General features: G+C 49.5%; 19 protein-coding genes. All 19 read left to right on the plus strand.

Features of this window, described 5'->3' with window-relative positions:
* Positions 1-172 precede the first annotated feature (172 nt).
* The 19 genes from ACT3TY_RS08670 (at position 173) to ACT3TY_RS08760 (ending at position 23,994) form a co-directional block, all read left to right on the plus strand.
* Positions 173-1,126 (plus strand): glycosyltransferase, encoded by a 954-nt coding sequence (locus tag ACT3TY_RS08670; protein WP_444627913.1) that lies wholly within the window; start codon positions 173-175, stop codon positions 1,124-1,126.
* A 576-nt stretch (positions 1,127-1,702) separates the two neighbouring features.
* Entirely contained in the window at positions 1,703-3,127 is a 1,425-nt protein-coding gene (locus ACT3TY_RS08675) for an undecaprenyl-phosphate glucose phosphotransferase (RefSeq protein WP_444627914.1), read from the plus strand.
* A gap of 87 nt (positions 3,128-3,214) precedes the next feature.
* On the plus strand, positions 3,215-4,456 hold the full coding sequence (locus ACT3TY_RS08680; RefSeq protein WP_444627915.1) for an O-antigen ligase family protein: 1,242 nt from the start codon (positions 3,215-3,217) through the stop codon (positions 4,454-4,456).
* 266 nt (positions 4,457-4,722) lie between these two features.
* On the plus strand, positions 4,723-5,781 hold the full coding sequence (gene rfbB, locus ACT3TY_RS08685) for a dTDP-glucose 4,6-dehydratase (RefSeq protein WP_444627916.1): 1,059 nt from the start codon (positions 4,723-4,725) through the stop codon (positions 5,779-5,781).
* Positions 5,782-5,823: 42 nt separating this feature from the next.
* Positions 5,824-6,177 carry a four helix bundle protein gene (locus tag ACT3TY_RS08690; protein ID WP_444627917.1) on the plus strand — a complete coding sequence of 118 codons (354 nt, stop codon included), beginning with the start codon at positions 5,824-5,826 and terminating at the stop codon, positions 6,175-6,177.
* A complete protein-coding gene (rfbD, locus tag ACT3TY_RS08695; protein WP_444627918.1) occupies positions 6,174-7,109 on the plus strand; it encodes a dTDP-4-dehydrorhamnose reductase in 936 nt (311 codons plus the stop codon). Before ACT3TY_RS08690 ends, rfbD begins: the two co-directional genes overlap by 4 nt.
* Positions 7,110-7,140: 31 nt before the next feature.
* Positions 7,141-8,025 (plus strand): glucose-1-phosphate thymidylyltransferase RfbA, encoded by an 885-nt coding sequence (rfbA, locus tag ACT3TY_RS08700; protein WP_444627919.1) that lies wholly within the window; start codon positions 7,141-7,143, stop codon positions 8,023-8,025.
* Positions 8,025-8,582: a dTDP-4-dehydrorhamnose 3,5-epimerase gene (gene rfbC / locus ACT3TY_RS08705; protein WP_444627920.1), complete on the plus strand. Its 558-nt coding sequence runs from the start codon at positions 8,025-8,027 to the stop codon at positions 8,580-8,582. The genes rfbA and rfbC overlap by 1 nt, the downstream gene beginning before the upstream one ends.
* A 352-nt stretch (positions 8,583-8,934) precedes the next feature.
* The gene (locus tag ACT3TY_RS08710; protein ID WP_444627921.1) at positions 8,935-9,345 is read left to right on the plus strand and encodes a DVU3141 family protein; all 411 of its coding nucleotides are present in this window, start codon (positions 8,935-8,937) and stop codon (positions 9,343-9,345) included.
* Positions 9,345-11,096 (plus strand): polysaccharide biosynthesis/export family protein, encoded by a 1,752-nt coding sequence (locus ACT3TY_RS08715; protein ID WP_444627922.1) that lies wholly within the window; start codon positions 9,345-9,347, stop codon positions 11,094-11,096. Before ACT3TY_RS08710 ends, ACT3TY_RS08715 begins: the two co-directional genes overlap by 1 nt.
* A gap of 142 nt (positions 11,097-11,238) precedes the next feature.
* Positions 11,239-12,048, plus strand: coding sequence for an ABC transporter permease (locus ACT3TY_RS08720; protein WP_444627923.1), 810 nt, complete (start codon positions 11,239-11,241; stop codon positions 12,046-12,048).
* Between the two features lie 3 nt (positions 12,049-12,051).
* Positions 12,052-13,149 carry a chain-length determining protein gene (locus ACT3TY_RS08725; RefSeq protein WP_444627924.1) on the plus strand — a complete coding sequence of 366 codons (1,098 nt, stop codon included), beginning with the start codon at positions 12,052-12,054 and terminating at the stop codon, positions 13,147-13,149.
* 478 nt (positions 13,150-13,627) lie between these two features.
* On the plus strand, positions 13,628-13,969 hold the full coding sequence (locus ACT3TY_RS08730; protein WP_192528017.1) for a hypothetical protein: 342 nt from the start codon (positions 13,628-13,630) through the stop codon (positions 13,967-13,969).
* 552 nt (positions 13,970-14,521) lie between these two features.
* Positions 14,522-15,979 carry an MBL fold metallo-hydrolase RNA specificity domain-containing protein gene (locus ACT3TY_RS08735; RefSeq protein WP_444627925.1) on the plus strand — a complete coding sequence of 486 codons (1,458 nt, stop codon included), beginning with the start codon at positions 14,522-14,524 and terminating at the stop codon, positions 15,977-15,979.
* A 111-nt stretch (positions 15,980-16,090) separates the two neighbouring features.
* On the plus strand, positions 16,091-17,200 hold the full coding sequence (locus tag ACT3TY_RS08740) for an ABC transporter ATP-binding protein (RefSeq protein ID WP_444627926.1): 1,110 nt from the start codon (positions 16,091-16,093) through the stop codon (positions 17,198-17,200).
* Positions 17,201-17,277: 77 nt separating this feature from the next.
* Positions 17,278-18,087: a DUF707 domain-containing protein gene (locus tag ACT3TY_RS08745; protein ID WP_444627927.1), complete on the plus strand. Its 810-nt coding sequence runs from the start codon at positions 17,278-17,280 to the stop codon at positions 18,085-18,087.
* A gap of 371 nt (positions 18,088-18,458) precedes the next feature.
* On the plus strand, positions 18,459-19,574 hold the full coding sequence (glf, locus tag ACT3TY_RS08750; RefSeq protein WP_444627928.1) for a UDP-galactopyranose mutase: 1,116 nt from the start codon (positions 18,459-18,461) through the stop codon (positions 19,572-19,574).
* Positions 19,571-21,394, plus strand: coding sequence for a hypothetical protein (locus ACT3TY_RS08755; protein ID WP_444627929.1), 1,824 nt, complete (start codon positions 19,571-19,573; stop codon positions 21,392-21,394). Before glf ends, ACT3TY_RS08755 begins: the two co-directional genes overlap by 4 nt.
* Before the next feature lie 5 nt (positions 21,395-21,399).
* On the plus strand, positions 21,400-23,994 hold the full coding sequence (locus ACT3TY_RS08760) for a polysaccharide pyruvyl transferase family protein (protein ID WP_444627930.1): 2,595 nt from the start codon (positions 21,400-21,402) through the stop codon (positions 23,992-23,994).
* The last annotated feature ends 215 nt before the right edge of the window (positions 23,995-24,209 follow it).

Here is a 24,209-nt window from a genome sequence, read left to right on the forward strand (position 1 = left end):
AGCTGAGAATTAAATGATTTTTCAGTTCGGCTCAAGTTTGAAAATTGATGGTTTCCATAATTTCCTCCATCTATATTTTGTAGGGGGGGCTACTTATACAACTTGGGAAATGAGCTAGCTAGCTGGCTGGAAGGTAAGCTGCCCAGACGAATGGCGCTAAAAGTGAGAGATGATGTCGCATATTATTGTAAATGGCTCCATGCGTGTTGCCTGTATCATACCTACATATAATGGTTGTGATGTTCTGAGGCGGCTATTGGACTCACTAGAGCGTCAGAATGCCAGATTCGATCTATTTATGGTAGATTCGAGTTCAGTAGATGGTACGCAAGAGTTGGCTGGTAGCCGTGTTGAAAATCTCACTATTATTCCAAGTAGTGAGTTCAACCATGGCGGCACGCGGCAAATGATGATCGATAAGTATCCTGGTTATGACATCTATGTGTTCATAACTCAAGATGCTTATCTAGAAGATTCTGAAGCGGTTGAGCGATTAGTTCAGCCATTCACTGATGAAAGTGTCGGCGCTGTTTGTGGAAGACAGCTACCACATCTTGATGCAAATCTATTGGCTCAGCATGCTCGGTTGTTTAATTATCCTGACGTGTCACGAATAAAGTCTCTAGACGATGCTTCTCAGCTTGGTATCAAAACTCCATTCATGTCTAATTCATTTTCTGCTTACCGAGCAAGTGCTCTCAGGGAGGTTGGTGGATTTCCTGATCATGTAATCTTGTCTGAGGACATGTACGTTGCTGCCAGGATGCTGTTATCTAATTGGAAAGTTGCTTATGCTAGCGATGCAAAATGTAGGCATTCTCATGATTACTCGCTTGTACAAGAATTTCATCGCTATTTTGATCAAGGTGTTTTTCACGCTCGTGAACCGTGGATTCGACAGAGCTTCGGTGGTGCAGGGGGGGAAGGGTTACGCTACGTCAAATCTGAAATTGAATTCCTTGGTCTTTCTAAATGGTATATTTGGCCCTCGATAATCGTGCGTAATTTCTTAAAACTTTCCGGATATAAACTTGGGCAACAGGAAAAGAAGCTCTCAAGTAGCTTGAAGAAAAAGTTAAGTATGCATAAGCACTATTGGGATAGTCCCCATGCGGAGAAATATTAATGTTTATTTAACTGCCTGTGAAAAAAGTTAATCGAGCAATCAGTTCCGTAACTGCCGAGCAGGCGGTGTTCCTCATCGCACAGGCGATCTAACGAAAGATAAGCACTTAAAGGCAGCGGTAATCCCCAGACCTTTCCCCCGAAAAACCAGGGGTGGCGGACTCGACCGGTCAGCGTAACACTATTAATTTTTCTTCCAATTGGGAGTAATGGTGATGCAGATACAAAATCGAATGAATGATGAGCGAAGAGCTATAATTTGGCATGGATGGAGGAAGGGTAGTCTCATGAATGTCATATGCCGAATCATCGAAAAGTCAGCTGCTACAGTGTTTCCTATTTGCATTATCACGGTGGAATTGAGTCAAGGCCGCAGGTGAGGCGATTATTCACACTAACTTTCCGGGAGAGAGAAGAGATCCCAAGAGGATTGGCCGTTGGTGTCTCAATACGCCCTCTTAGTGGCAATGCGTTCAAGGCATAATGAATGTACACGACGAAATTGAAAGCGTTGTTTATGGTCGCTGCAATTAGCGAGCCGTGGGGCTCAAATATTTTTCTTAATTAATTTTTGAACATGAATAGTGATTTTCAATTAAGGCCAACAACGGATTTAACAATGTTAGGAAAGACCAAAGGGCTGACTGAACGCTATCCGGCCCAATTGATAGTGCCGATAGTCGATTTTCTCGCTGTTATAACAGGAAGTTTGCTCTCCCACTTTTGGAGATTCGAACACTTTATATTGCATGAGCGCTACGTTCTTGCCGTCATCATTATTTCATTACTAATTCTGCTGCTAAATGGCCTGTTAGGTGCTTATGCTAGATGGCGGGTTACCCGTATCTCGACCTTACTCGCTAGACTGTTTATTGTTTGGCTGGTTGTCGGTGTTTTAGCCACTTCAATTATTTACTTTGCCCACGCTGCTGAACGTTATTCTAGACTTTGGGTCGGTGTGTCGCTCCTCTTGTCTTTTATCATGGCTGGAGGGGCTAGGGTATTGCTGCAACTTGTACTTCGACAGGCGCGCTTAAGGGGAAAAGCACGACGCTCTATATTCCTGGTTGGCCCCTCTCATCATCTGATCAATGTTGCCCGAGGGATGCGAGCCTCTCCAGGTGAGGGCTATTCCATCGCTGGGGTGGAACGGCTATCTCATACACCTGATGATGCCTGCCTTGAGCGTTTATCTCGCCGAGTGGCTGTTTCGGAAGCTCGCGAAGTATGGATTTGTGTACCTTTGGAGATGGGCAGTACTGTACGTTCGATTTTTTTTACATTACGTAATCAAACAGCAGAGGTACGGTTTATTCCAGAATTTCGGGATATGCACTTGTTAAACCATCGTATGAGCGAAGTGGCAGGGCATTATGCTATTGATCTGAGTGTAACCCCTATGAATGGAATGGCGCAGGTGATCAAGCGCTTGGAAGACATATTCGTTGGGGGGCTTATAAGCCTTCTAATTTTGCCAGTGTGTATTGGCATTTCTATTGCGATTAAAATCACCTCCCCCGGACCTGTGCTGTTCAAGCAGTATCGAACAGGGGCTAATGGTAGGCAGTTCAAAGTTTATAAGTTTCGTTCCATGGAAGTGCATGAGGAAGATAGCGGTACAGTCACTCAAGCTAGGCAAGGTGATCCACGAGTGACAAAATTGGGTGCTTTTTTGCGGCGCACTTCACTGGATGAATTGCCACAATTCTATAATGTGCTTCAGGGACGTATGTCAATTGTTGGGCCGCGTCCGCATGCCTTGGCTCATAATGAGTACTACAAGGATTTGGTCGAATCCTATATGTGGCGCCATAAGGTCAAGCCGGGCATTACGGGCTGGGCACAGGTTAATGGGCTTCGTGGCGAAACTGACACACTTCAAAAGATGGAGCGTCGTGTCGAGCATGACCTTTGGTACATTGATAATTGGTCACTTTGGTTGGATCTACGTATTATCTTCTTAACTATATTTAAAGGCTTTACCAACGAGAACGCGTACTAGGTTTTAAGTGGTCAGCGTTAAGGCAGGAACATAACAGTAAAAAGCTGCTATTATTCGCCCCCTTAATCCACTGCTGGTGAGGCGAATGTGCCATCTACTGATATAGAAAGCTCTAACGTTACAATTTATACCAGTGTTTCGGTGTTGTTGTTTGGCGCACTTTCCTTGGTGGTGCCCTCGGGTTATTCAATCGGTGCACTGCTGCTTTTACTGGGTGGTCTTGCGCTTCCTTTGCTACGGCCAGGTTTATCGTTAAGTCGGCAGGACTGGCTCGTCATGCTGGTGATGGCGCTCTACGCCTCAATATTTATGCTGATGGCTTGGCTTAACGGGGATGGTTCACGAGAGTTTGACCGGCCCAGTCGTTTTTTGCTCGCTATCCCTGCGCTTCTGCTAATAATTGGTTATCCGCCCCGCTTGGCTTTCATGTGGAGTGGCTTTGCATTGGGTGCCATCGGGGCTGGTAGTTGGGCTATATGGCAAAAGCTTTTTATGGGTATTTCCCGTGCCAGCGGTTATACGCATGTCATTCAGTTCGGTAATTTAAGCATCCTTCTAGGCATTCTTTGCCTTGCGGGAATGGGGTGGGCCGCATTGCAGCCACACAGGAAAAGCTGGTTGCTGCTGCTTGCTTTTGGCGCCGTGATGGGAATGATCGGTTCACTTTTTTCGGGAAGCCGTGGCGGCTGGGTTGGCTTTCCCCTCATATTATTTGTTCTCTACCGTAGCTATGGCCAAGTGTGGTCAACTAAATGGAAAGCTGCGGCTGTATTAGCCATTGTGGTAGGGGGGGGCACGGTTTTCGCACTGCCGCAAACGGGTGTGCAGGAGCGCGTGTTTCAAGGGGTTGATGACATTTCGCGTTATGTTTCTGGTGAAACTCAAAATACCTCCTTGGGTGCGCGGTTTGAAATGTGGAAAGGCGCTAGCTACCTAATTGCTAATAAGCCACTGTTTGGCTGGGGGGAGAGTGGATACAAAGATGGAATTGCCACTTTAGCAGAGCGGGGAGCCGTCAACCCTGTTATTTTACAGTATAGCCATGCCCATAATGATTTTATCGACACATTCGCCAAGCGTGGCTTGGTAGGGCTTACCGTGCTTTTACTGGTGTATCTTGTGCCAATGAAGCTATTTGGTGAGTATTCAAGACATGCTAACCTGGAAGTACGCTCGGTGGCCGTAGCAGGAACTTTGCTATCCGTGGCCTATATCGATTTTGGGTTAACGCAAACCTTTTTTGGGCATAACAGTGGTGTAATGATGTATGCTTTTCTTTTGGCTATTTTATGGGGCGTTCATTCAAGGCACCGCAAACAATTAGCCTAAAAAGCCATAGATGGATAATGTGCCGAACGTTTTCCAATGCAAAATGGCTCTTAAGCGAGCGCTTATCAACAACCGGCCATTGAAAAATGGTCGGTTGTTTAGTTAATAAGGCTAGCCCATGCCACCGAGCTGCCGCTTCGTTGCTTCTTCACGGAGGGAGGCATAAATTTTCTGGCGCTTATCTGGAAAATTTTCGGTGCTGAGCGTAGAAGGAATTACTTAAGCTCCGGAAGAAATACTATGAATTACCTACCAAGGGACCTTCAATGAATATTCTAGTAACTGGTGGAGCAGGATTTATCGGTTCTGCAGTGATTCGCTATCTGATTGAGCATACCGATCATGAAGTCGTCAATATCGATGCGTTAACCTATGCCGGTAATTTAGAGTCGCTAGCAGCGGTTGAAGGCAACGAGCGCTACGCTTTTGAACAGGCCGATATTGGTGACGCATCGCGTATGGCGGCTATTTTTGAGCGCTACCAGCCGGATGTGGTGATGCACTTGGCGGCAGAGTCGCACGTAGACCGCTCTATTGATGGCCCAGCGGCGTTTATTCAAACCAACATAGTGGGTACTTACACACTATTGGAAGCGGCTCGCCACTACTGGAAAGGCTTGCAAGCAAGCGCGTCGGAAAAAGCCTCAGTGTTTCGTTTCCACCATATCTCGACCGACGAGGTGTATGGCGACCTGGAAGGCCCGGAAGACCTCTTCAGCGAAGAAACGCCGTATGCGCCCAGCTCACCCTATTCCGCCAGCAAGGCAAGCTCGGACCACTTGGTGCGTGCTTGGCACCGCACCTACGGCCTGCCGGTGCTGGTAACCAACTGCTCCAATAACTACGGGCCATACCACTTCCCTGAAAAGCTGATCCCGCTGATGATTTTAAACGCTCTGGCGGGCAAGCCGTTGCCGGTATATGGCAATGGCCAGCAGGTGCGTGACTGGCTGTACGTAGAAGACCACGCCCGTGCGCTGGTAAAGGTCGCGACCGAGGGCATGGTAGGCGAAACCTACAATATCGGTGGCCATAACGAAAAGGCGAACCTTGAGGTGGTCGAAACCTTGTGTGATTTACTGCAGGAACTGGTGCCCGCTGAGCATCGTTACCGCGATTTGATCACCTTCGTACAAGACCGCCCAGGCCACGACCTGCGTTACGCGATTGATGCCAGCAAAATCGAACGCGAACTTGGCTGGCGCCCGGAAGAAACCTTTGAAACCGGGCTGCGGAAAACCGTGCAGTGGTACCTTGATAACCGCGCATGGTGGCAGCGCGTGCAAGACGGCAGCTACCAGGGCGAGCGGTTGGGTAGCTTGTAAAGGGTGTAAGCGCTTCGCTTGTAAGGTGAGAGGAGAGAGTTCGTGAGAAAACATCAACAGCTTCGTGCATGGCAACAAGCCATGGATCTTGTTGTGTTGATTTACTCAATGACCGCTAATTTTCCTTTGACTGAGCAGTACGGGCTTACTAGTCAAATGCAGCGTGCAGCCGTATCCGTGCCAAGCAATATCGCGGAAGGGGCAGCACGCGGTAGTAAGCGCGATTTCTTAAGGTTTTTACACATAGCGCGAGGATCGCTCAGTGAACTTGAAACGCAGTGCCAAATTGCCCAACGGCTAGGGTATACGGCTGATATTTCAGCTCTGGAAATGGCGATTAACGCACTATTTTCTCAGCTGGGCGGACTCATTAAGCACTTGAAGGCTTCATTATGATATCTGAACGCTCACTATTACCCCCTCACACTTCACCCCTCACAATTCTTGTAACCGGTGGCAATGGCCAGGTCGGGTTTGAGCTCAAGCGCCAGTTGGCAACACTGGGTAACGTGCTGGCACCCGGCAGAGCGGCGCTGGACCTTTCCGATGCTGATGCGGTTGCGGCGTACTTGGAAACGCATCAGCCTGATGTGGTGGTGAATGCGGCGGCTTATACAGCGGTGGATAACGCTGAATCCGACCAGGCAATGGCTGAGCGCCTGAACGCGGCGCTGCCCACTCAACTGGCTGAATACTGCCAGCAGCAATCCAAATGGCTGATTCATTACTCTTCCGATTATGTATACACCGGCCAAGGCAGTGAGCCCTGGCAGGAGAGTGACACCACCGGGCCGTGCAACGTCTATGGTGCGACCAAGCTTGCCGGTGATGAGGCGGTAGCGAATAGCGGCTGCCAACACCTGATCTTTCGTACCAGTTGGGTCTACAGTGCTTTTGGCAAAAGTTTTTTAGCCACCATGCTGCGCCTGGGAGCGGAGCGTTCGGCGTTAAGCATTATTAATGACCAAGTGGGCGCGCCGACGCCTGCGCGTTTGATCGCGCTGGTAACGCAGCAGGCGCTAACGAGGCTGCTAAGCGAAGGTGCCACCCTGGCAAGCGGGGTATACCATTTGGCACCGCGTGGCGAGACCAGCTGGCATGGTTTTGCCTGTGAGATTTTTAAGGCGGCAAAACAGTGCGGTTTACCGTTGGTCATTACGCCGGACGGCGTTTCGGCTATTCCAACCACGGATTACCCGACGCCCGCTGCGCGCCCGCTGAACTCGCGGCTCTCCGTTGATAAGCTCGAAAAAGCGCTAGCAGTACAGCTGCCGGATTGGCAAAGCCAACTGGCTCTGACCGTGGAAGAAATAGCCCGCTCGCGTTAACCGCGCAGCTATAAGCAAGGAGCAAAAAACGATGCAACGTAAAGGTATTATTCTGGCAGGGGGCAGCGGTACACGCTTGCACCCAATTACACGCGGTGTTTCAAAGCAGCTACTGCCTATTTATGACAAGCCGATGATTTACTATCCCATTTCGGTGCTTATGTTGGCCGGGATTCGGGAAATTCTGATTATCTCTACGCCTGAAGATCTTCCTCAGTACGAAAACCTGCTGGGCGATGGCAGCGCGTTCGGCGTACGTTTTGAGTACGCGGTGCAGCCAAGCCCGGATGGCCTGGCGCAAGCGTTTTTGATCGGTGAAGATTTTATTGGTGATGCGCCGGTCTGTTTGGTGCTGGGAGATAATATCTTTCACGGGCAGCACTTTTCGGACCAACTGAAACGGGCTTCTGCGCAGCAAAGCGGTGCCACTGTGTTTGGCTATTTAGTAAAAGACCCCGAGCGCTTTGGCGTGGTCGAGTTTAATGATGATGGCAAGGCGGTCTCCATTGAGGAAAAGCCTGCCGAGCCCAAGTCGCCCTATGCCGTTACTGGCCTCTACTTCTACGACAACGATGTGGTGGACATTGCCCGCCAGGTGAAACCTTCAGAGCGCGGCGAACTGGAAATTACCAGCATCAATAACGCGTATCTTGAGCGTGGCGACCTGCGTGTTGAGCGCCTGGGGCGCGGTTTTGCATGGCTGGATACCGGCACGCACGATAGCTTGCTGGAAGCCAGCCAGTACGTACAAACCATCGAGCACCGCCAAGGGCTGAAGGTAGCCTGCCTGGAAGAAATTGCCTGGCTGCAGGGGTGGCTGAGCGATGCCCAGCTGCGCGAAAGCGCGAATGCACTGTCTAAAACCGGCTATGGTCAGTACCTATTGACGCGGCTGGATGCCAAAGGGAGCCTGTAATGCAGATTGAAGAGACCTCGCTGCCCGGCGTGGTAGCGTTAACGCCTAAGGTATTTGGCGACGAGCGCGGCTTCTTTATGGAAAGCTTTAATCAGAAGGCGTTTGAAGAGGCCACGGGCTGCACACGTAAGTTTGTGCAGGATAACCACTCGCGTTCTCGCCAGGGTGTATTGCGTGGCATTCATTATCAGTTAGAGCAGCCACAGGGCAAGCTGGTACGCGTGGTGCAGGGCTCTGTGTGGGATGTGGCGGTCGATTTGCGTAAACACTCGGCTCACTTTGGCCAGTGGGTAGGCGTTGAGCTTTCTGCTGAGAACAGCCGCCAGCTGTGGGTGCCAGAAGGCTTTGGTCATGCGTTTGTGGTGCTGTCTGAAACAGCGGATTTCCTCTACAAAACCACCGACTTCTACCATCCTGAATCCGAGCGCTGTATCCGTTATGATGACTCGGATCTGAACATCCAGTGGCCAGAGCTACCGGTACCCTTCGCGCTATCTGAAAAAGATCAAGCGGGAAAGGCGTTTAAAGCCGCAGAGGTGTATGACAACCCCCTGTAACATTGTTCTTAAAGCCTGTTCTTAAAACATTGTTCTTAAGGCACTGTTCTTAAAGCATGTGTGCCACATCATGCCGCTCTGACAATCCGAGCGGCATTTTTATATCGCCCGCAGCACCGGGGGTTATTGGGCTTTGTTTGCTCATGCAGTGGTGAGCCTTAACGTTTAGGGCGCCACATAAAATCTGTGCCCAGCAAAAAAGTCTCAAGAGTAGAGCCAGGCCCACTAATCCCTTACAATGCCTGAGCATTTAAATAGCATTGATTATCAAATTTCATCCGCACAGCGTTGGGCAAGGGAATGCGCCCGTTACAATCCCTGGGCGGTAGCGTGCCTTTTTTGGAAAATTATTATGCCAAATACCTCATTTTTAATAGCGCGACCGGCCCGCATGCTGCTGGCCGCGTTAAGTATGGTCGTCATCAGTGGGTGCGCCACAAGCTATCCTTCCGGCAGCGCCTCTGAACAGCCGCGCTATGTCCTTAATGATGACACCGCGAAGCCCATTCTTGATGAAAGCGTGAATGGCTTTCTGGACCAAACGCCTGCCGGTGGCGTTATCAGCGTGGCTGCAAGCCCGTGGGGCGACAATGTTGAAATTGTGGCCGACGAACCCTACCTGGCAGCCAGTGGGCGTGAATGCCGTCGCTTACAAGTGATTGGCATGAGTGGTGAAGCACGCCGTGCACTGGTATGCAAAGCGTCGTCAGAAGAGTGGGTAAACCAGCGAGTCATAACGCAAACGGCAGAAGGGCGCCTTTAATGAATCTCTTTGAAGCATGCAAGCGCGCTTGCCTATCGAAAGCGCTGACTACCGTATCGCTCGCCTGTTTGGTCGTGCTCAGCACGCCTGCCTCCGCCCAGATTATCAGCCTGCCGGACGACACCCTCTCAGGCCAGCGCAGTAGTCAGGGGGCATCGTCTCAAGGCCAGCAGGGGCAGCAGCAAGGCCAGATAGACGACATGCCCCGCGCCGACTGGCGCAGTGGCACTTATGGCCCCATTGCCACACCGCCCCGCGACCCGGATGCGCTGCCCCCGTTTGGGTATAACCTCTTCACAGGTGGTTTTCGTGGCGCCATGGGTGATGGCCTGAACGCCGACTACCGCATTAAACCAGGCGACCAGGTCACCGTGCGTGCCTGGGGTGCATTTGAGTTAGACCGTGTGCTGCCAGTTGACGCCCAGGGCAATATCTTCATCCCTGGTTCTGGCCCCTTGAATGTGGAAGGCCAGAGTAGCCAAGAGGTCGATAACAGCGTTCGCCGCGCGATTACCTCGGTATATCCTGACAACGTTGAGGTTTACACCAACCTGCAAGGCGTCCAGCCCGTTGCCGTTTATGTCACAGGCTATGTGCAAAACCCCGGGCGCTATGCCGGTACGCCCGATGACTCGCTGCTCTACTTTCTTGATCAGGCAGGCGGGATCGAGCAAGACCTAGGCAGCTACCGCCAAGTACGCGTAATGCGCAACGATCGCCTGGTTGCAACGGTTGATCTCTACGACTTTTTACTTAACGGCACGATTGCACGCCCGCAATTCCAGGACGGCGACACCATCGTTGTGGAAGAGCGCGGCCCGGCGATTGCCGTTATTGGAGACGTACACCGCGAGATGCGCTACGAGCTAACCAGTAACACGCTTAGCGGCGCCGAGCTTTTAAACCTGGCGCGGTTGAGAAGCGGAGTGTCCAATGTGTTGCTACGTGGTCATCGCAAGGATGGCCCTATTGCGCACTATTTCCCCATCGCCCTGTTTGCTGGCCAAACCATTCGCAGTGGCGACGAAGTCACCTTCACTGCAGACCAACGCAATGAAACCATCGTAGTTGAAATAGAAGGCAGCTACTTCGGGCCTTCACTCTATGCCTTGCCGCGCAATGCTCGCCTAAGTGAACTGCTTGATGCCATTGCCGTGCCACAAGGGCTTACCGCCGTTGAAAGCGTCTCCCTCCGGCGTGAAAGTGTGAAAGAACAGCAGGAACAGGCGCTGGAAGATAGCCTACGCCGGCTGGAAACCACCTACCTGGGGGCCACCTCACGCACCGACGAAGAAGCCCAGATTCGTCTACGTGAAGCCGAGCTGATTGAACGCTTTATTGAACGCGCAGGTGAACTTGAGCCCAGTGGCCGCCTGGTAGTCGCGCAAGGCGGCAAGATTTCAGATATCCGCCTGCAAGACGGCGATGTCATTACCATTCCTGAAATCAGCGATTCGGTTCTGATCAGCGGTGAAATAGTGGTGCCCCAGGCCGTGGTGTACCGCCCCGGTCTAAGCGTGATCGACTACGTCAACGGCGCCGGTGGCTTTACCGAGCGTGCCGATGAGAGCCAGATTCTACTAGTGCGCCAAAACGGTGCTGTGGAACACGCGCGTAATTCACCGCTACGCCCGGGTGATGAAATCCTCGTAATGCCCAAGGCGCCGGTACACAACTTGCAGCTGGCTTCTACGCTAACGCAGATCCTCTTCCAGATCGCCGTGACCACGCGCGTCGCGCTTGATCTCTAAGGAAAATTCTCGGGTGCCCTTGTAGCGCGTGGTAAAGAGCGCAGCGAGGCACCCGCGAAAGGCGGCGCCCGCCGCCCGAAGCCGCACCCGCACATGCAAAAATTCATGACAAACAACACGAACCTAAAGGCGGCAACCCGTCATGGCTGATACACAAGCAACGCGCCGGGGCGCCCGCACGCCTTGGCAAGTGACCCGCAGCGTGTGGTACGCCATGTTCATGCGTGAAGCTATTTCACGCACCATGGCCGACCGCATGGGCTGGTTTTGGATGATCTTCGAGCCGTTTGCCCTGGTCGCTATTATGGTCGGCATCCGCAGCTTTGTTAGTGGTGATCGGTTAATCGTAAATGCCCCCTTTATACCCTGGATGATTACAGGAATGATGGGGTTCTTCCTGGTAAGGGAAGGCATGTTACGCGGCATGGGGGCGATTGAAGGCAACAAGGCACTGTTTGCTTATCGCCAAGTACAGCCCGTAGACCCAGTTTTAGTTCGCAACTTCCTTGAGGGGATGCTGCGTACCTTTATTTTCTTACTGTTTATGGCGGGTGGCCTGATGCTGGGGTTGGATATGTACCCCGATAATGCCATCAGAGCCATGGCTGCTTGGCTATCGCTTTGGAGTCTTGGAGTGGGCTTGGGGCTAGTAACCTCTGTAGCCTCCGTCTTGGTGCCTGAAGTCGGCAGAGTGATACGGATGCTCTCACTGCCCCTATTAATTATCTCCGGCGTTATATTTCCGCTTAATCAAATGCCGCACTGGCTGCTTGAATACTTAATGCTTAATCCGATTCCTCACGGATTAGAAACCCTGCGTTTAGGTTTTTTCGAAAACTATAAAACCATTCACGGCACCAGCATGCTGTATTTTTGGATGGCAACCCTTACGTTGAACGCGCTAGGGCTATTAATGCACCTGCGCTTTGTTGACCGATTAAAGGCCCAATAACCCATGCCTGTTTCGTTACGTCGTTTTTTTAATAAATCGCCTCAGTGGGCCATCGCTATTTTGGCGATTTTGCTTGTGTCATTTTACTGGTTTGTATGGGCGCAAGAACGTTATGTTTCCTATGCCACGGTAGTGCTTGAAAGCCCCCAAGTGGCCACGCCGGAATTTAACCTGTCATCGCTAATGGGAGGAGGTGCAGGTAACACTGCTGATCTGCTCCTGCTACGTGAGCATTTGCTTTCAGTCGATATGCTGCGCCTGCTTGATGAGCAGCTTAACGTTCGTCAGCATTACAGTGAGCGCGGCGATTTTTTTGCCAGGTTGCGTAATCCTGATGTGCCTATTGAAGACCTGCATAAATACTACTTGCGCCGAGTGGATATAGAGCTGGATGAATATGCGGGCGTACTCAATATTCAAGTGCAGGCTTATACCCCAGAGTTTGCTTACGATATGGCATCGCTACTACTAAACGCGGGCGAAGACCATATGAACCAAATGGGGCATCGTTTGGCGGATGAGCAGGTACACTTTTTAGAACGGCAAATGGTAGGCTTGGAAGAGCGCTTTACAGAAACGCGTGCCCAGCTACTTGAGTTTCAAAACGAATATGGCCTGGTATCGCCCACTGCTACGGTAGAAGGGATTAATCAGGTTGTCGCATCCTTGGAAGGCGACTTGGCACGTCTTCAAGCGCAGCGTAATGCACTGGCAAGTTTTCAAAGCACACAATCCGCCGAGTTACGCCAGGTAGAAAGGAACATTACAGCGCTGCGCGACCAAATTGAGGAACAGCGTGACCGCTTGGCCCAGGCCACCGGAAACTCGCTTAACCGGGTTTCATCAGAGTACCAAACACTAGAACTACAGGCTCAGTTTGCCCAGGAAACCTACTCAAACGCGCTAGCCGTATTGGAAAACACCCGCCTGGAAGCTGCGCGTCAGCTTAAACAGGTAAGCGTATTACAAAGCCCGCTATTTCCTGAATACCCCACTGAACCCAATCGACTTTACAACAGCAGTGTCTTTGCCATCATCACCATCTTCCTCGCCTTTATCTTCAGCATGATTCTCATGATCGTAAAAGATCACCGAGACTGATAGCGGTGAAGGGTGAAGGGTGAAGGGTGAAGGGTGAAGGGTGAAAACCAAACCCCTGTAGCGCGCGGTAACGCTTTGCGAGGCACGAGCAAAAGGCACCCGCGAAAGGCGTCGGAACGGCGCCCCGGATACGCCCCAACGCTCAACCCCGGCACCGCTTTCGCGGGTGCGCTGCGCTTACCACGCGCTACAAAATACCAACCCTGCTGATTGTGTAGCGCGCGGTAACGCTTTGCGAGGCGCGAGCAAAAGGCACCCGCGAAAGGCGGCGGAACGACGCCCCGGATGCGCCTCAATGCCTACCTCGGCACCGCTTTGCGCTACTTCCGCGGGTGCGCTGCGCTTACCACGCGCTACAGGTTGTCTAACTCTTTGATTATTCAAATGTAGCGCGTGGTAACGTTTGCGAGGCACGAGCAAAAGGCACGAGCAAAAGGCACCCGCGAAAGGCGGCGGAACGACGCCCGAATGCGCCACCATGCCCAATCCCGGCACCGCTTCGCGGCGCTCCCGCGACATAAAAATGCACGTCCTTGAGCAGTACTCTTCAATGAACGGCGGAAACGCAATTGGGTCTATACTGCTGGTAAATGCTGGTCGATCAACAAATTTTCGCGCAGTAAAAAAGCATATCCAATTATTGGAGGAGCGCTTTGGTGATGAAATCAAAAATATCTTCGGAATACAAACCTCAGCCCTCACCGCCAACGAAGCAAGTTATCTCGTCGGCTTTAGAACCGCTGACGAGATCCGAAATCGATGCGTTAAGGCAGAAAAAGAAACAACTAAGCGGTTATTATCAAAAAATTATTCAAGCTAGGGTCGCTAGTGGGCGCTAAGCGCGCTAGTAGATGTTAGGCACACCTTCGAGTAGCGCGCGGTAACGCTTTGCGAGGCACGAGCAAAAGGCACCCGCGAAAGGCGGCGGAACGACGCCCCGGATGTGCCCCAATGCCCAACCCTGGCACCGCTTCGCGCTGCTCCTGCGCCGGGCCGCCGCTGCGGGTGCGCTTCGCTTACCATGCGCTACAAGTTATCTAATGCTTTGATTATTCAAACGTAGCGCGAGGTAACGCTTTGCGAGGCACGAGCAAAAGGCACCCGCGAAAGGCGGCGGAACGACGCCCCGAATGCGCCTCCAATGCCCAACCCCGGCACCGCTTCGCGCTTCGCTCGCGCCAGGCCGCCGCTGCGGGTGCGCTGCGCTTACCACACGCTACGAAATATCTACCCTGCTGATTGTGTAGCGCGCGGTAACGCTTTGCGAGGCACGAGCAAAAGGCACCCGCGAAAGGCGGCGGAACGACGCCCCGGATGCTCCACCAATCACTACTTGGCTTCGTGCCCCTAACAACACCAAAAAAGGAGCCACATGCTCGACATTATTCACCACGGCGGCGCAACCGGCGTTACCGGCAGCTGCCATCAGCTCATACTGAATAGCGAACACTCACTGCTCATCGACTGCGGCCTCTTTCAAGGTGAAGACGCGGAAAAAGACAGCTTCGAACAGCTACAAATCGAATTTGATATCAGCACCGTACAGGCGCTTGTTATCACCCACGTACATATTGACCACGTAGGGCGGCTACCGTACCTGCTGGCAGCCGGATTCAAAGGCCCCATTATCTGTTCAGAGCCTTCTGCTAAGCTATTGCCTCTGGTCATTGAAGACGCGCTAAAAATTGGCTTTACCCGCAATACACAACTGATCCAACGTTTTCAGGAACAGCTGGAAAAGCAAATCGTTAGCGTGCCTTACAAAACATGGCACCGCATCGTTGAAGATGAAAACGGCACCACCCGCATCAAACTCAAACGGGCAGGGCACATATTAGGCTCCTGCTACGTTGAAGTAGCGCACCAGGCTGCCAATGGTGAAAAAGAGCGCATCGTTTTCTCCGGCGACCTGGGCGCACCTCACGCGCCACTACTACCTGCACCGAAATCGCCCCACGGCTGCGACCAGCTAGTGCTAGAAAGCACCTACGGCAACCGTACCCACCCGGACCGCCGTCAGCGCCGTGCCGTTTTAAGAAAAGCGATAGAACAAGCGCTAGCCAACGGCGGCACAGTCATGGTGCCCGCCTTCAGCATAGGCCGCACGCAAGAACTGCTTTACGAACTGGAAGGCATTATTCATGAAGCCAAAAACCACCAGTGGAGCACGCTAGAAATTATCGTCGATTCACCGCTGGCGGCTCGCTTTACCAAGGTATACCGCGAGCTAAAACCCTACTGGGACGATGAAGCCCAAAAGCGGCTAAAAGGGGGCCGACACCCGCTCAACTTTACCAGCCTCTACACCGTAGAAAGCCACACCGAACACGAGCAAACGGTTGAGTATTTAGCCAAAACCGGCAGGCCCGCCGTGGTGATAGCCGCCAGCGGCATGTGTGCAGGTGGGCGTATTATGAACTACCTAAAAGTCATGCTAGGCGATGCCCGCCACCAAGTGCTGTTTGTCGGCTACCAGGGCGCAGGCACCCCAGGCCGCGCTATACAGCAATACGGCCAAGGCGGCTGGGTAGAAATAGACGGCCAGCGTATCGACATTAACGCAGGCGTCACCTCCATCAGCGGCTACTCCGCCCACGCCGACCAAAACGACCTGCTAAACTTTGTAAAGCGCATGCGCCGCTGGCCCAGCACCATCCGTTTGGTACACGGCGACCAAAACGCCCGCGCAGTGTTGAAAAGCAAGCTAGAAGCAATGTACGAACGAAAGGGCAGGGAAGTGAGAGTTACCAGCTCTTCGTTGCGCGGTAACGAATCTCGCGAGGAACGAGCGAATGAGGCACCCGCGGAAGGCGTCGGCACGACGCCCTGATCTCGCCATCGTGCTCACCTTCAGCACCGCTTCAGGTGCTCTTCAAACATCTTCGCCCCCCAACACAATCATTGCACTCTGTTTTGAATTACCATCGGTTACCAACACCAAATGATTGAAATCAAAAACCTCTATAAGCGCTACCACAACCACCATGGTAGCGATTGGGTGCTCAAAGACATTAACCTGACGATTCCCACAGGGGTTAGCGTGGGATTGATTGGCGCTAACGGCGCGGGAAAATCCACCCTATTACGCCTGATAGCGGGTATGGATACGCCCGAGCGAGGCGAGGTTATCCGCCGCAGCCGGGTCTCTTGGCCAGTAGGGTTAACTGGCGGTATGCAAGGCAATATGACCGGGCGGCAGAATGTTAAGTTTGTGGCACGTGCACAAGGCCATGGAAATGATATAGTCAGAATTATACATTTTGTCGAAGATTTCGCAGAAATAGGTGATGCCTTTGATGAGCCGATTCGTACCTACTCATCGGGCATGAAGTCACGCCTTTCGTTTGGATTATCGCTTGCGTTTGATTTCGACGTATACATTTCAGACGAAGCCACCGCTGTAGGCGATCGTGCTTTTAAGGCCAAAGCCCAAGCTTTGTTTAAAGATCGTGTAGGAAAAGCCTCTTTAATCATGGTGTCACATGGAGAAGGAATACTAAGAGATTTATGCAAAGCAGGTATTTATCTTAAAAATGGCAGTGCCGTATGGTATGACGATATTAACGAAGCCATTGCAGATTACCATCAAGATACTGATGATAAGACACTGATACAAGCGTTAAGTGAAGAGTCTTTTGATATTGATCCCTTAACCTTAAGCGCTGTACAAATTAATTCGATACGAAAGGAATTGGCAAATATTAGGCAAAGATTCAATGGCTTGGGTGTGATTATTCAAAAGGCCAGGGATGAAAAGTGGGAAGAAGAAGCAATAAATGTGTTACGTAAAGCCCATGGTCATGCAAAAAAAAGGATAGACGAACTAGTTGGGATAATCAGTGTCACACCTGACGGAATATTTAAAGCAGCTAAAGCAGAAGTAGCTAAATATGATCGTAGTGTTTTAGGTGTGGAATATGGTCTTAGTTTAGCCGAAGCGCAAAATTGGGCAGAAAATGATTTTTTAGTGCTGGAGAAAGCAAAAAAACTTGCTTATCGCTATAAAAGTGAACAAGAGGCAGAGCTAGAAGATATAAGTGGTGATGACTAACTAGAGGGCTGTTAGTCGTGGTATACACCTGTGCTAAAGTTTAGCACTACTTTATTTTATCGCGTTGATGGTTATGTATGAAACCAGTTTTAATTGTTTGCCGCGCTGAGAGCGCTCAACAAGCTCCTGAATGGCTCTTTGCGTCAAATTTAGGTTATCGAGGAATGGTTAGCCAATATGGTGCAAATGCGGACACAAGACACCACATTTGCACAGGGGGTAAATGGATAGGCATATGCAATCTTCTTCAAACACATCCAGAACTGTTGAATGAGTATGAATATTTCTGGTTTCCTGATGATGATATTGAAACAAGCCCGGAAGACATATCTCAGTTTCTGAAGTTAGCCCAAAATGAAGGTTTTAAATTAGCGCAACCTTCTCTTACTCCACAAAGTGTCTATGCATATCGTCTTACGATCAGCAACCCACGTTTTAATTTCCGGCGAACCAATTTTGTCGAACTGATGATGCCGCTGATCCACAGGGATCTGCTGCTTCAGCTTCTTCCTATCATGTCAGATAAGCATGCTGCGCTTGGGGTTGATTGGGTATGGCACACGTGGGTATCAAGCCCAATGAAGCAAGTGGCAATAGTGGATAGCGTACAAATGGGGCATTATCGCCCCAGAAATAAACATCTTGTATCTCAGATGAAAAAGAGAGCAATTGACCTTGTTCAAGAGCGAGAAAATACCGTTAAAGAACTGAACGTAAAACCCTATCAGCAACGTGCGCACGAAGGAGAGCTTGTACAGGGGGAGCGAGTGAAAGGAGCGCGTCTGAAGCTACAAGTTGTTTTGGGGTATTTTTCGATACGCCATGAGGTTACTCAGCAGCGTTGGGGATTGAAGCAGTATCTGACCTTCATTCGCACAGAAAAATGAGTATGCCAATTTTTCCTGATGATGTATGCAACTAATAGACATAGCCACTTTCAGAGGGTACGGCTTCTCCAATCAATGTTACGCTATGCCTATGCGGGTTTATTGGCGAGTCAAACATCCTAAGCTTATGATTTACAGTAATGATATGAGTACAAGACTGCTACGCAACCTTATATTGATCGCCCCAGTATCCGTAAGTGCTAAATATGAGATCGCGGTGCTTGGGTTAGTCTGTCGTTATCTCATACGTTTATTCACTTGGGTGGTAGGGCAGAGAGGGGTGCGCTACAGGCCTTCTTGCCTCCATCGTATGGTCTAAAATACTACGGTTATTCTATTAATTCAGGAATGAATCAACAGGACGAATTGTAATGAAACGAATATGTATAGTAGGTGCAGGTTTTAGTGGGGCTGTAATCGCGCGTAGTTTATCTGAGGAAGGCTATAAGTGTCTTGTGATTGACGAGCGCTCTCATTCTGCTGGTAACTGTCATACGGAACGCGATGAAGAAAGCGGCGTAATGGTACATAAATATGGCCCCCACATATTCCATACAAATGACGAGCGGGTATGGAAATATATAAATCGTTTTGGCGAAATGATGCCGTATGTCAATCGTGTGAAAGCTACGGTGAAAGGGCAGGTCTACTCTATGCCTATTAATCTGCATACTATTAACCAATTCTTTGGGAAAAGTATGTCGCCTTCTGAAGCCAAAACTTTCATTGAAAGCAAGGCCCGGATGGATATAAAAGAGCCTGAAACGTTCGAAGAACAAGGGTTACGGTTTGTTGGCGATGATATATACCAAGGTTTTTTTGCAGGATACACTCGTAAGCAATGGGGAGTAGAACCTAGCCAACTACCTGCTTCGATATTGAAGCGCTTGCCATTACGTTTTAATTACGACGATAACTATTTCAACCATCCTTTTCAAGGTATGCCGCGCCATGGTTATACCGCAATAGTTGAGAACATACTTGATCACGAAAATATTGAAGTCCGCCTGGAAACTAAATATGAAGATTTAACAGAAAAATTTGAACACATTTTCTACTCAGGTCCACTTGATCGTTATTTTAATTACGAGTTTGGGCATTTAGGCTACCGCACCCTTGATTTTGAGCCGGTCCGTGGAGAAGGCGATTACCAAGGAACAGCTGTAATGAATTATCCAGATAGTGATATTCCCTTTACACGCATTGCAGAGCATAAGCATTTCGCACCCTGGGAAAGTGAAAGTTTTACAAAGACAATAGCGTTTAGAGAATACAGCCGCGCGTGCGGGCCAAATGATATCCCTTATTACCCCATTCGCTTGGTAGAAGAAACCCAATTACTTGAACGTTATCAAGCGCGGGCACAGCAAGAAAAGAACGTGACGTTTGTAGGTCGCTTGGGCACATACCAATATTTGGATATGGATATTACCATTGGGCGTGCATTAGATGTAGCAAAGAACTACCTTGATGGCGCTCATAAATGAGTACAGTGGGTGAATCAATAACTAACCAGTCAGGTCAATACATGGAAGTTAAAAACATAGTTCAGCGCCTTGTTTTACCCGAGCCGGGAATTAATAGTGAGTACCCACTTTTTTTTCATGGAGGTAAAGGGGGTACAGGCTTTGATACATTAAAGAAAGCTTACTTTGTACATTGTGGTGCAACGATAAGTTTTGATAGTTATTTTAATTCTTTCCCTGCGCACCTATATGACTTTGATAACCATAATGTTGATATAGTAATTAAGGCATCTGGCTCTTTTATTATACAAATTGTCATGGCTAGGCATGGACGCAGTTGGGAGCAATTGTACCAGAGCCGCATTGAGTTGGGTGAGGGGGGGACGGAAAGTATCCGCTTACCTGAAATGTTGCTTGATGGCTTAATTTATGTAGAAGTTATTGCGGTCACTGACACGTATGTTTATGAAGTTGATTATAGTGTTGTGGGTCAAACGCACCAGGACGTATCGCTTACAGCGGTAATTACGACGTTCAAACGCAATGATGCTGTTCAAAGTACGGGGCATCGGATGCAGGCCTACTTTGATGCTAACTCTGATCTGTTAGAAAAATTTCAGTTGTTAGTTATTGATAATGGTGGCGATACTGACACAATTCCTTTTGAAAAATCCAAAGTAATAAAAAACCGAAACTTGGGAGGGGCTGGGGGGTTTACTAGGGGGTTAATGGAGACGGTAGATAATGAGTTGTCTACGCACGTCTTGTTTATGGATGACGATGCTAGCTTCTTCCCTGAGTCTTTAAGACGAACGATTTCAGTCTTGCAATACTCAAAGGCAGAAAACCGCGCGGTGAGCGGCGCAATGATTACCGAGGCACACAAATGGCGCATGTGGGAGAATGGGGCCACTTTTGACCAGCGGTGCATACCCCTTGATAGTGGGCGTGATCTTCGTGACTTTAATCAAGTTGTTGCGATGTCGATAGGACAGCCACGTAATGTTGAAAACAAATATGCAGGGTGGTGGTACTTCTGTTTCCCTGTTGCATCAGTAAAAGTATGGCCGTTCCCCTTCTTCGTTCGTGGAGACGATAGCTACTTCTCGCTGGCTAATGATTTCGACATCATGACAATGCCCGGTGTGGTAGCAATACAAGAAGACTTCTTCACCAAACAATCCCCCTTAACGCTGTATTTAGACATGCGTTATCACATTGTTCACCACCTAACGTTTGATAACCTGGAAATCGGCAAAAAATCCCTGCGTAAAATGATGACGCAGTTCTTCAACCGATTTAACAACAGCTACCACTACGAATCTGCCGCTGCCATTTGCCAGGCAATTGAAGACGTACTTCAAGGCGATGCCTTTTGGGAACAAAACGTTGATATGGCCGAACGGCGCAAGCAAATCAACGAATTGACCAAAAACGAAAAAGTGCAAGACGGCCTACCCATAGATTTCAGCAAGGTAACGCACCACTCGCCGCATCGTAATAAAGGGCGTTGGGCAACGTTACTGCGTCGCTTAAGCTTCAATGGGCACTTACTCCCCGAATCGCTCCAATACAAAAAAGGGGTAGCATTGCCGTTGGACGCACGCGCTATTGAACACGACACCTTCCTGCGCCCCCATACCATTACGCTGGATGGAGCAACAGGGCGTGGTTATATGTGCAAGATTGATAAACAAGCATATTTTGCCAACCGCAAGCGTTTTAAAGGTTTAGTAAGTAGGCTGGAAGGTAATTACGAAAAATTGAGCAGTCAATACGAAGAATCATCTAAAACCCTTACTGCAAAAGCTGTTTGGGAAGAACGGTTTAAGTCGGAGTGAAAATAATGAGCGCGAAATATGAATATGATGTAGCTATCTTGGGCTGGTGGTATGGCGCTAATTATGGCTCTATGACCACCTATTTTGGTTTGCATCAGGCGATCTCTAGTTTAGGTTACAGTGTGCTTATGGTTCACGAGCCTTTAGGTTATAACGGTTATCGTGTGAAGTGGCCGCATGACTTACTATCCATGAAGTTTGCGGATCGGATGGGGTATGAGTATACGAACCAGTTTCATTTTAGCGAATTACCGCATTTAAACGATAAAGTTAACACTTTTGTTGTGGGCAGCGATCAGCTTTGGAACCCGATGATCGGACGCGTCAACGATGATCTGTTTCTTGATTTCGTATCGGACAAAAACGGTCGAGTCGCCTATGCAACCTCGTTCGGCAACAAGGGCACCAAGAAATTCGATGGTGAGTTCGGTGAGAAGCATTCAAAAAATCTACAGAAATTCGATGCGATTTCGGTGCGGGAAGAATACGCCGTAGATATTGCGCGTGATGTCTTCGGTGTTGAGGCTGATAAAGTTGTAGACCCTGTCTTCCTGTTGGAAAAGGCCGAGTACGAGAGGCTTGCTGATAGCGCCAACTGGCAGCCCGAGGGCGATTATCTGAATGTTTTCTACCTTGATCCGACACCTGAAAAGCGCCGGGTGGCTGAGACTGTTGCCGATAAACTGGGACTGTCGAAGATTGTTATTATACCTAATCCCGACAAGGGACGTGCGCTTTCAATGGAGATATTCTCGGGCGACCGCTTTGAGTACGTACCAGAGGATGCGGTAGAGAATTTCTTGGCCGCTTACAAGAATGCGAATTATGTAATTACCGATAGTTTTCATGGTACGGCTTTCAGTATCATTTTTGAGCGTCCGTTTTCATCAATCTACAATACGAAACGTGGTGCTGATCGTTTCGTGAACATCCTGAAACATTTCAAGTTTGGCGAAAGCCGCCGACTGTATGAAACTGATGATGCGACTACGGTTGCCCAAAACAGTAATGTATCGACTACATTGGATTTCACGGCTGCGAGTGACGTCTTGAAAGCGGATCGTGAGTCATCTATGGCATGGCTCAAAGATACGCTTGCTACAACCGTCGCGCGTGTTCAGAGTGGTGCCGCTCGTACTGGTATCGGGGCAAGCGAGCAGAGTCAGAAGCATTTTTCACCGCCATCTGATAGCGCAACGATAATCGAAGCGCCCGAGTTTCATCCTAGCAGCAATGCATGGAAGGTGACTAAGACACATAGCGAGACTTCCATTACTGTTATTCCGGGTGGTTCGGTTAAGGGAAATCGGGTTTGGTGTGATTTGCCCCAACCTTTAGTGAAAGGCCGTCCCTATCGGCTTACATTTGATTGGGCACCAAATACCAATGCGCGAGCGATCAATATTCATTTGAGGAATTCAAGGACTGGTACGTTCAAAGTTATTGGAACATTGCCTGGAGGACGGAAAGGCAACCGTGAACAGAACTTTATTGATTTTATTGTTCCCCAGGATGATTTTTCTCAAGTGATGTTGGGGGCGGTTCATTTTGTAGGTGCTAATCCGGGGGCACGTTTTTATAAAATAGTGCTTGACCCGATTAATAAAGAGGACATGACAAGACCACAGCAGATAAAGGGTCCAACACCTGCTGAAAAGGTTAAAAGGTTGTCTGAAGCTGATAGTGACCGCTACATCAGGTTTTACGCGAAGAATATGGTATCACAAAGCGAAGGCAATGAACGCGCTGTGATTATGTTCAATGCTCATGCTGTTGAAAAGGGGCTAAGCCGTACAAATTTTCGCCCAGGATTTGGGAAAATAGCAATTCCAAAGCTGGCAGCAGAGATGAACCGTTGGCTCGATAGTGGAAAATCAGCAGATGATAGTTTTTTTAAAATAGGTGCAGCTGTCATGCAAGCCTATTTCGAGCGCCATAAATTATTAGACTATAATGTTTCCGAGTTTAAGGCTTTATTTAAGCCGGAAGTTCTAGGGTATGTCGAAAAAGCTGATGTTCATGCAGGTGGCGTGCAAGCTGCACATTTGGAGCGCTTCACGTCTGGAACAGAATGTTGCGAGAAGTCCTTCTCCGATGTTGCATTCGGGCGTCGCAGTGTACGTGAGTTTCTGGATCAAAAAGTTGACAGTACTTATCTTCTGGATGCGATCAATGTTGCCGCGCAAGCGCCTTCTGTTTGTAATCGGCAGCCAGCAAGGGTTTTCCAGTTCGATGACAAAGAACTGATGCAAAAGGTCTTAAAGCTACAGGGAGGATGGTCCGGCTATGACATGCCACCAAAGTTACTCTTGGTAACTAGTGATTTGTCTGCGTATGTGTTTGCGGATGAACGTAACCAAGCGTTTATTGACGGCGGCTTGTTTTTGATGAATCTGCTTTTAGGCCTTGAGAATGTGGGGTTTGGTGCATGTCCGCTTAACACTGCAATGAGCACGGATCAGGTTAATCAAGCACGTAGACTGCTAGGTATCCCAGAATCCCACGTATTTATAGCATTCGTTGCGGTAGGCTACCATGATAGAAGCGCTTTTGTACCGAAATCCATGCGCTTGGATGCAACTGACATCATGTCGAACTAGAAACGCTCTCAAGTAGGGCGGATGCGAGTTATATGGTGCAGAGTACAATGCTTAGTGGCTTTGTTTTAAGTGTTGTGCTCGGCCTTTTATAGTCTATGTTAGGAGTGGTGTTATGCCATCTATTGATGATTTGAATATAAACATAAATTTGTCGGAATCTTTTGAGGAAAAGATTACTGAGGTCAAAAAAAGCCATTTGGCGCATGTGAAAAGGC

The organism is Halomonas sp. AOP22-C1-8 (genome assembly GCF_052378905.1).
Taxonomy (GTDB): Bacteria; Pseudomonadota; Gammaproteobacteria; order Pseudomonadales; family Halomonadaceae; genus Vreelandella; species Vreelandella citrativorans.

Coding starts and splice junctions, on each gene's coding strand:
- ACT3TY_RS08670 (WP_444627913.1), top strand. CDS start 173: ATGTCGCATATTATTGTAAATGGCTCCATGCGTGTTGCCTGTATCATA.
- ACT3TY_RS08675 (WP_444627914.1), top strand. CDS start 1,703: ATGAATAGTGATTTTCAATTAAGGCCAACAACGGATTTAACAATGTTA.
- rfbB (WP_444627916.1), top strand. CDS start 4,723: ATGAATATTCTAGTAACTGGTGGAGCAGGATTTATCGGTTCTGCAGTG.
- rfbD (WP_444627918.1), top strand. CDS start 6,174: ATGATATCTGAACGCTCACTATTACCCCCTCACACTTCACCCCTCACA.
- rfbA (WP_444627919.1), top strand. CDS start 7,141: ATGCAACGTAAAGGTATTATTCTGGCAGGGGGCAGCGGTACACGCTTG.
- rfbC (WP_444627920.1), top strand. CDS start 8,025: ATGCAGATTGAAGAGACCTCGCTGCCCGGCGTGGTAGCGTTAACGCCT.
- ACT3TY_RS08710 (WP_444627921.1), top strand. CDS start 8,935: ATGCCAAATACCTCATTTTTAATAGCGCGACCGGCCCGCATGCTGCTG.
- ACT3TY_RS08715 (WP_444627922.1), top strand. CDS start 9,345: ATGAATCTCTTTGAAGCATGCAAGCGCGCTTGCCTATCGAAAGCGCTG.
- ACT3TY_RS08720 (WP_444627923.1), top strand. CDS start 11,239: ATGGCTGATACACAAGCAACGCGCCGGGGCGCCCGCACGCCTTGGCAA.
- ACT3TY_RS08725 (WP_444627924.1), top strand. CDS start 12,052: ATGCCTGTTTCGTTACGTCGTTTTTTTAATAAATCGCCTCAGTGGGCC.
- ACT3TY_RS08730 (WP_192528017.1), top strand. CDS start 13,628: ATGCCCAATCCCGGCACCGCTTCGCGGCGCTCCCGCGACATAAAAATG.
- ACT3TY_RS08735 (WP_444627925.1), top strand. CDS start 14,522: ATGCTCGACATTATTCACCACGGCGGCGCAACCGGCGTTACCGGCAGC.
- ACT3TY_RS08740 (WP_444627926.1), top strand. CDS start 16,091: ATGATTGAAATCAAAAACCTCTATAAGCGCTACCACAACCACCATGGT.
- ACT3TY_RS08745 (WP_444627927.1), top strand. CDS start 17,278: ATGAAACCAGTTTTAATTGTTTGCCGCGCTGAGAGCGCTCAACAAGCT.
- glf (WP_444627928.1), top strand. CDS start 18,459: ATGAAACGAATATGTATAGTAGGTGCAGGTTTTAGTGGGGCTGTAATC.
- ACT3TY_RS08755 (WP_444627929.1), top strand. CDS start 19,571: ATGAGTACAGTGGGTGAATCAATAACTAACCAGTCAGGTCAATACATG.
- ACT3TY_RS08760 (WP_444627930.1), top strand. CDS start 21,400: ATGAGCGCGAAATATGAATATGATGTAGCTATCTTGGGCTGGTGGTAT.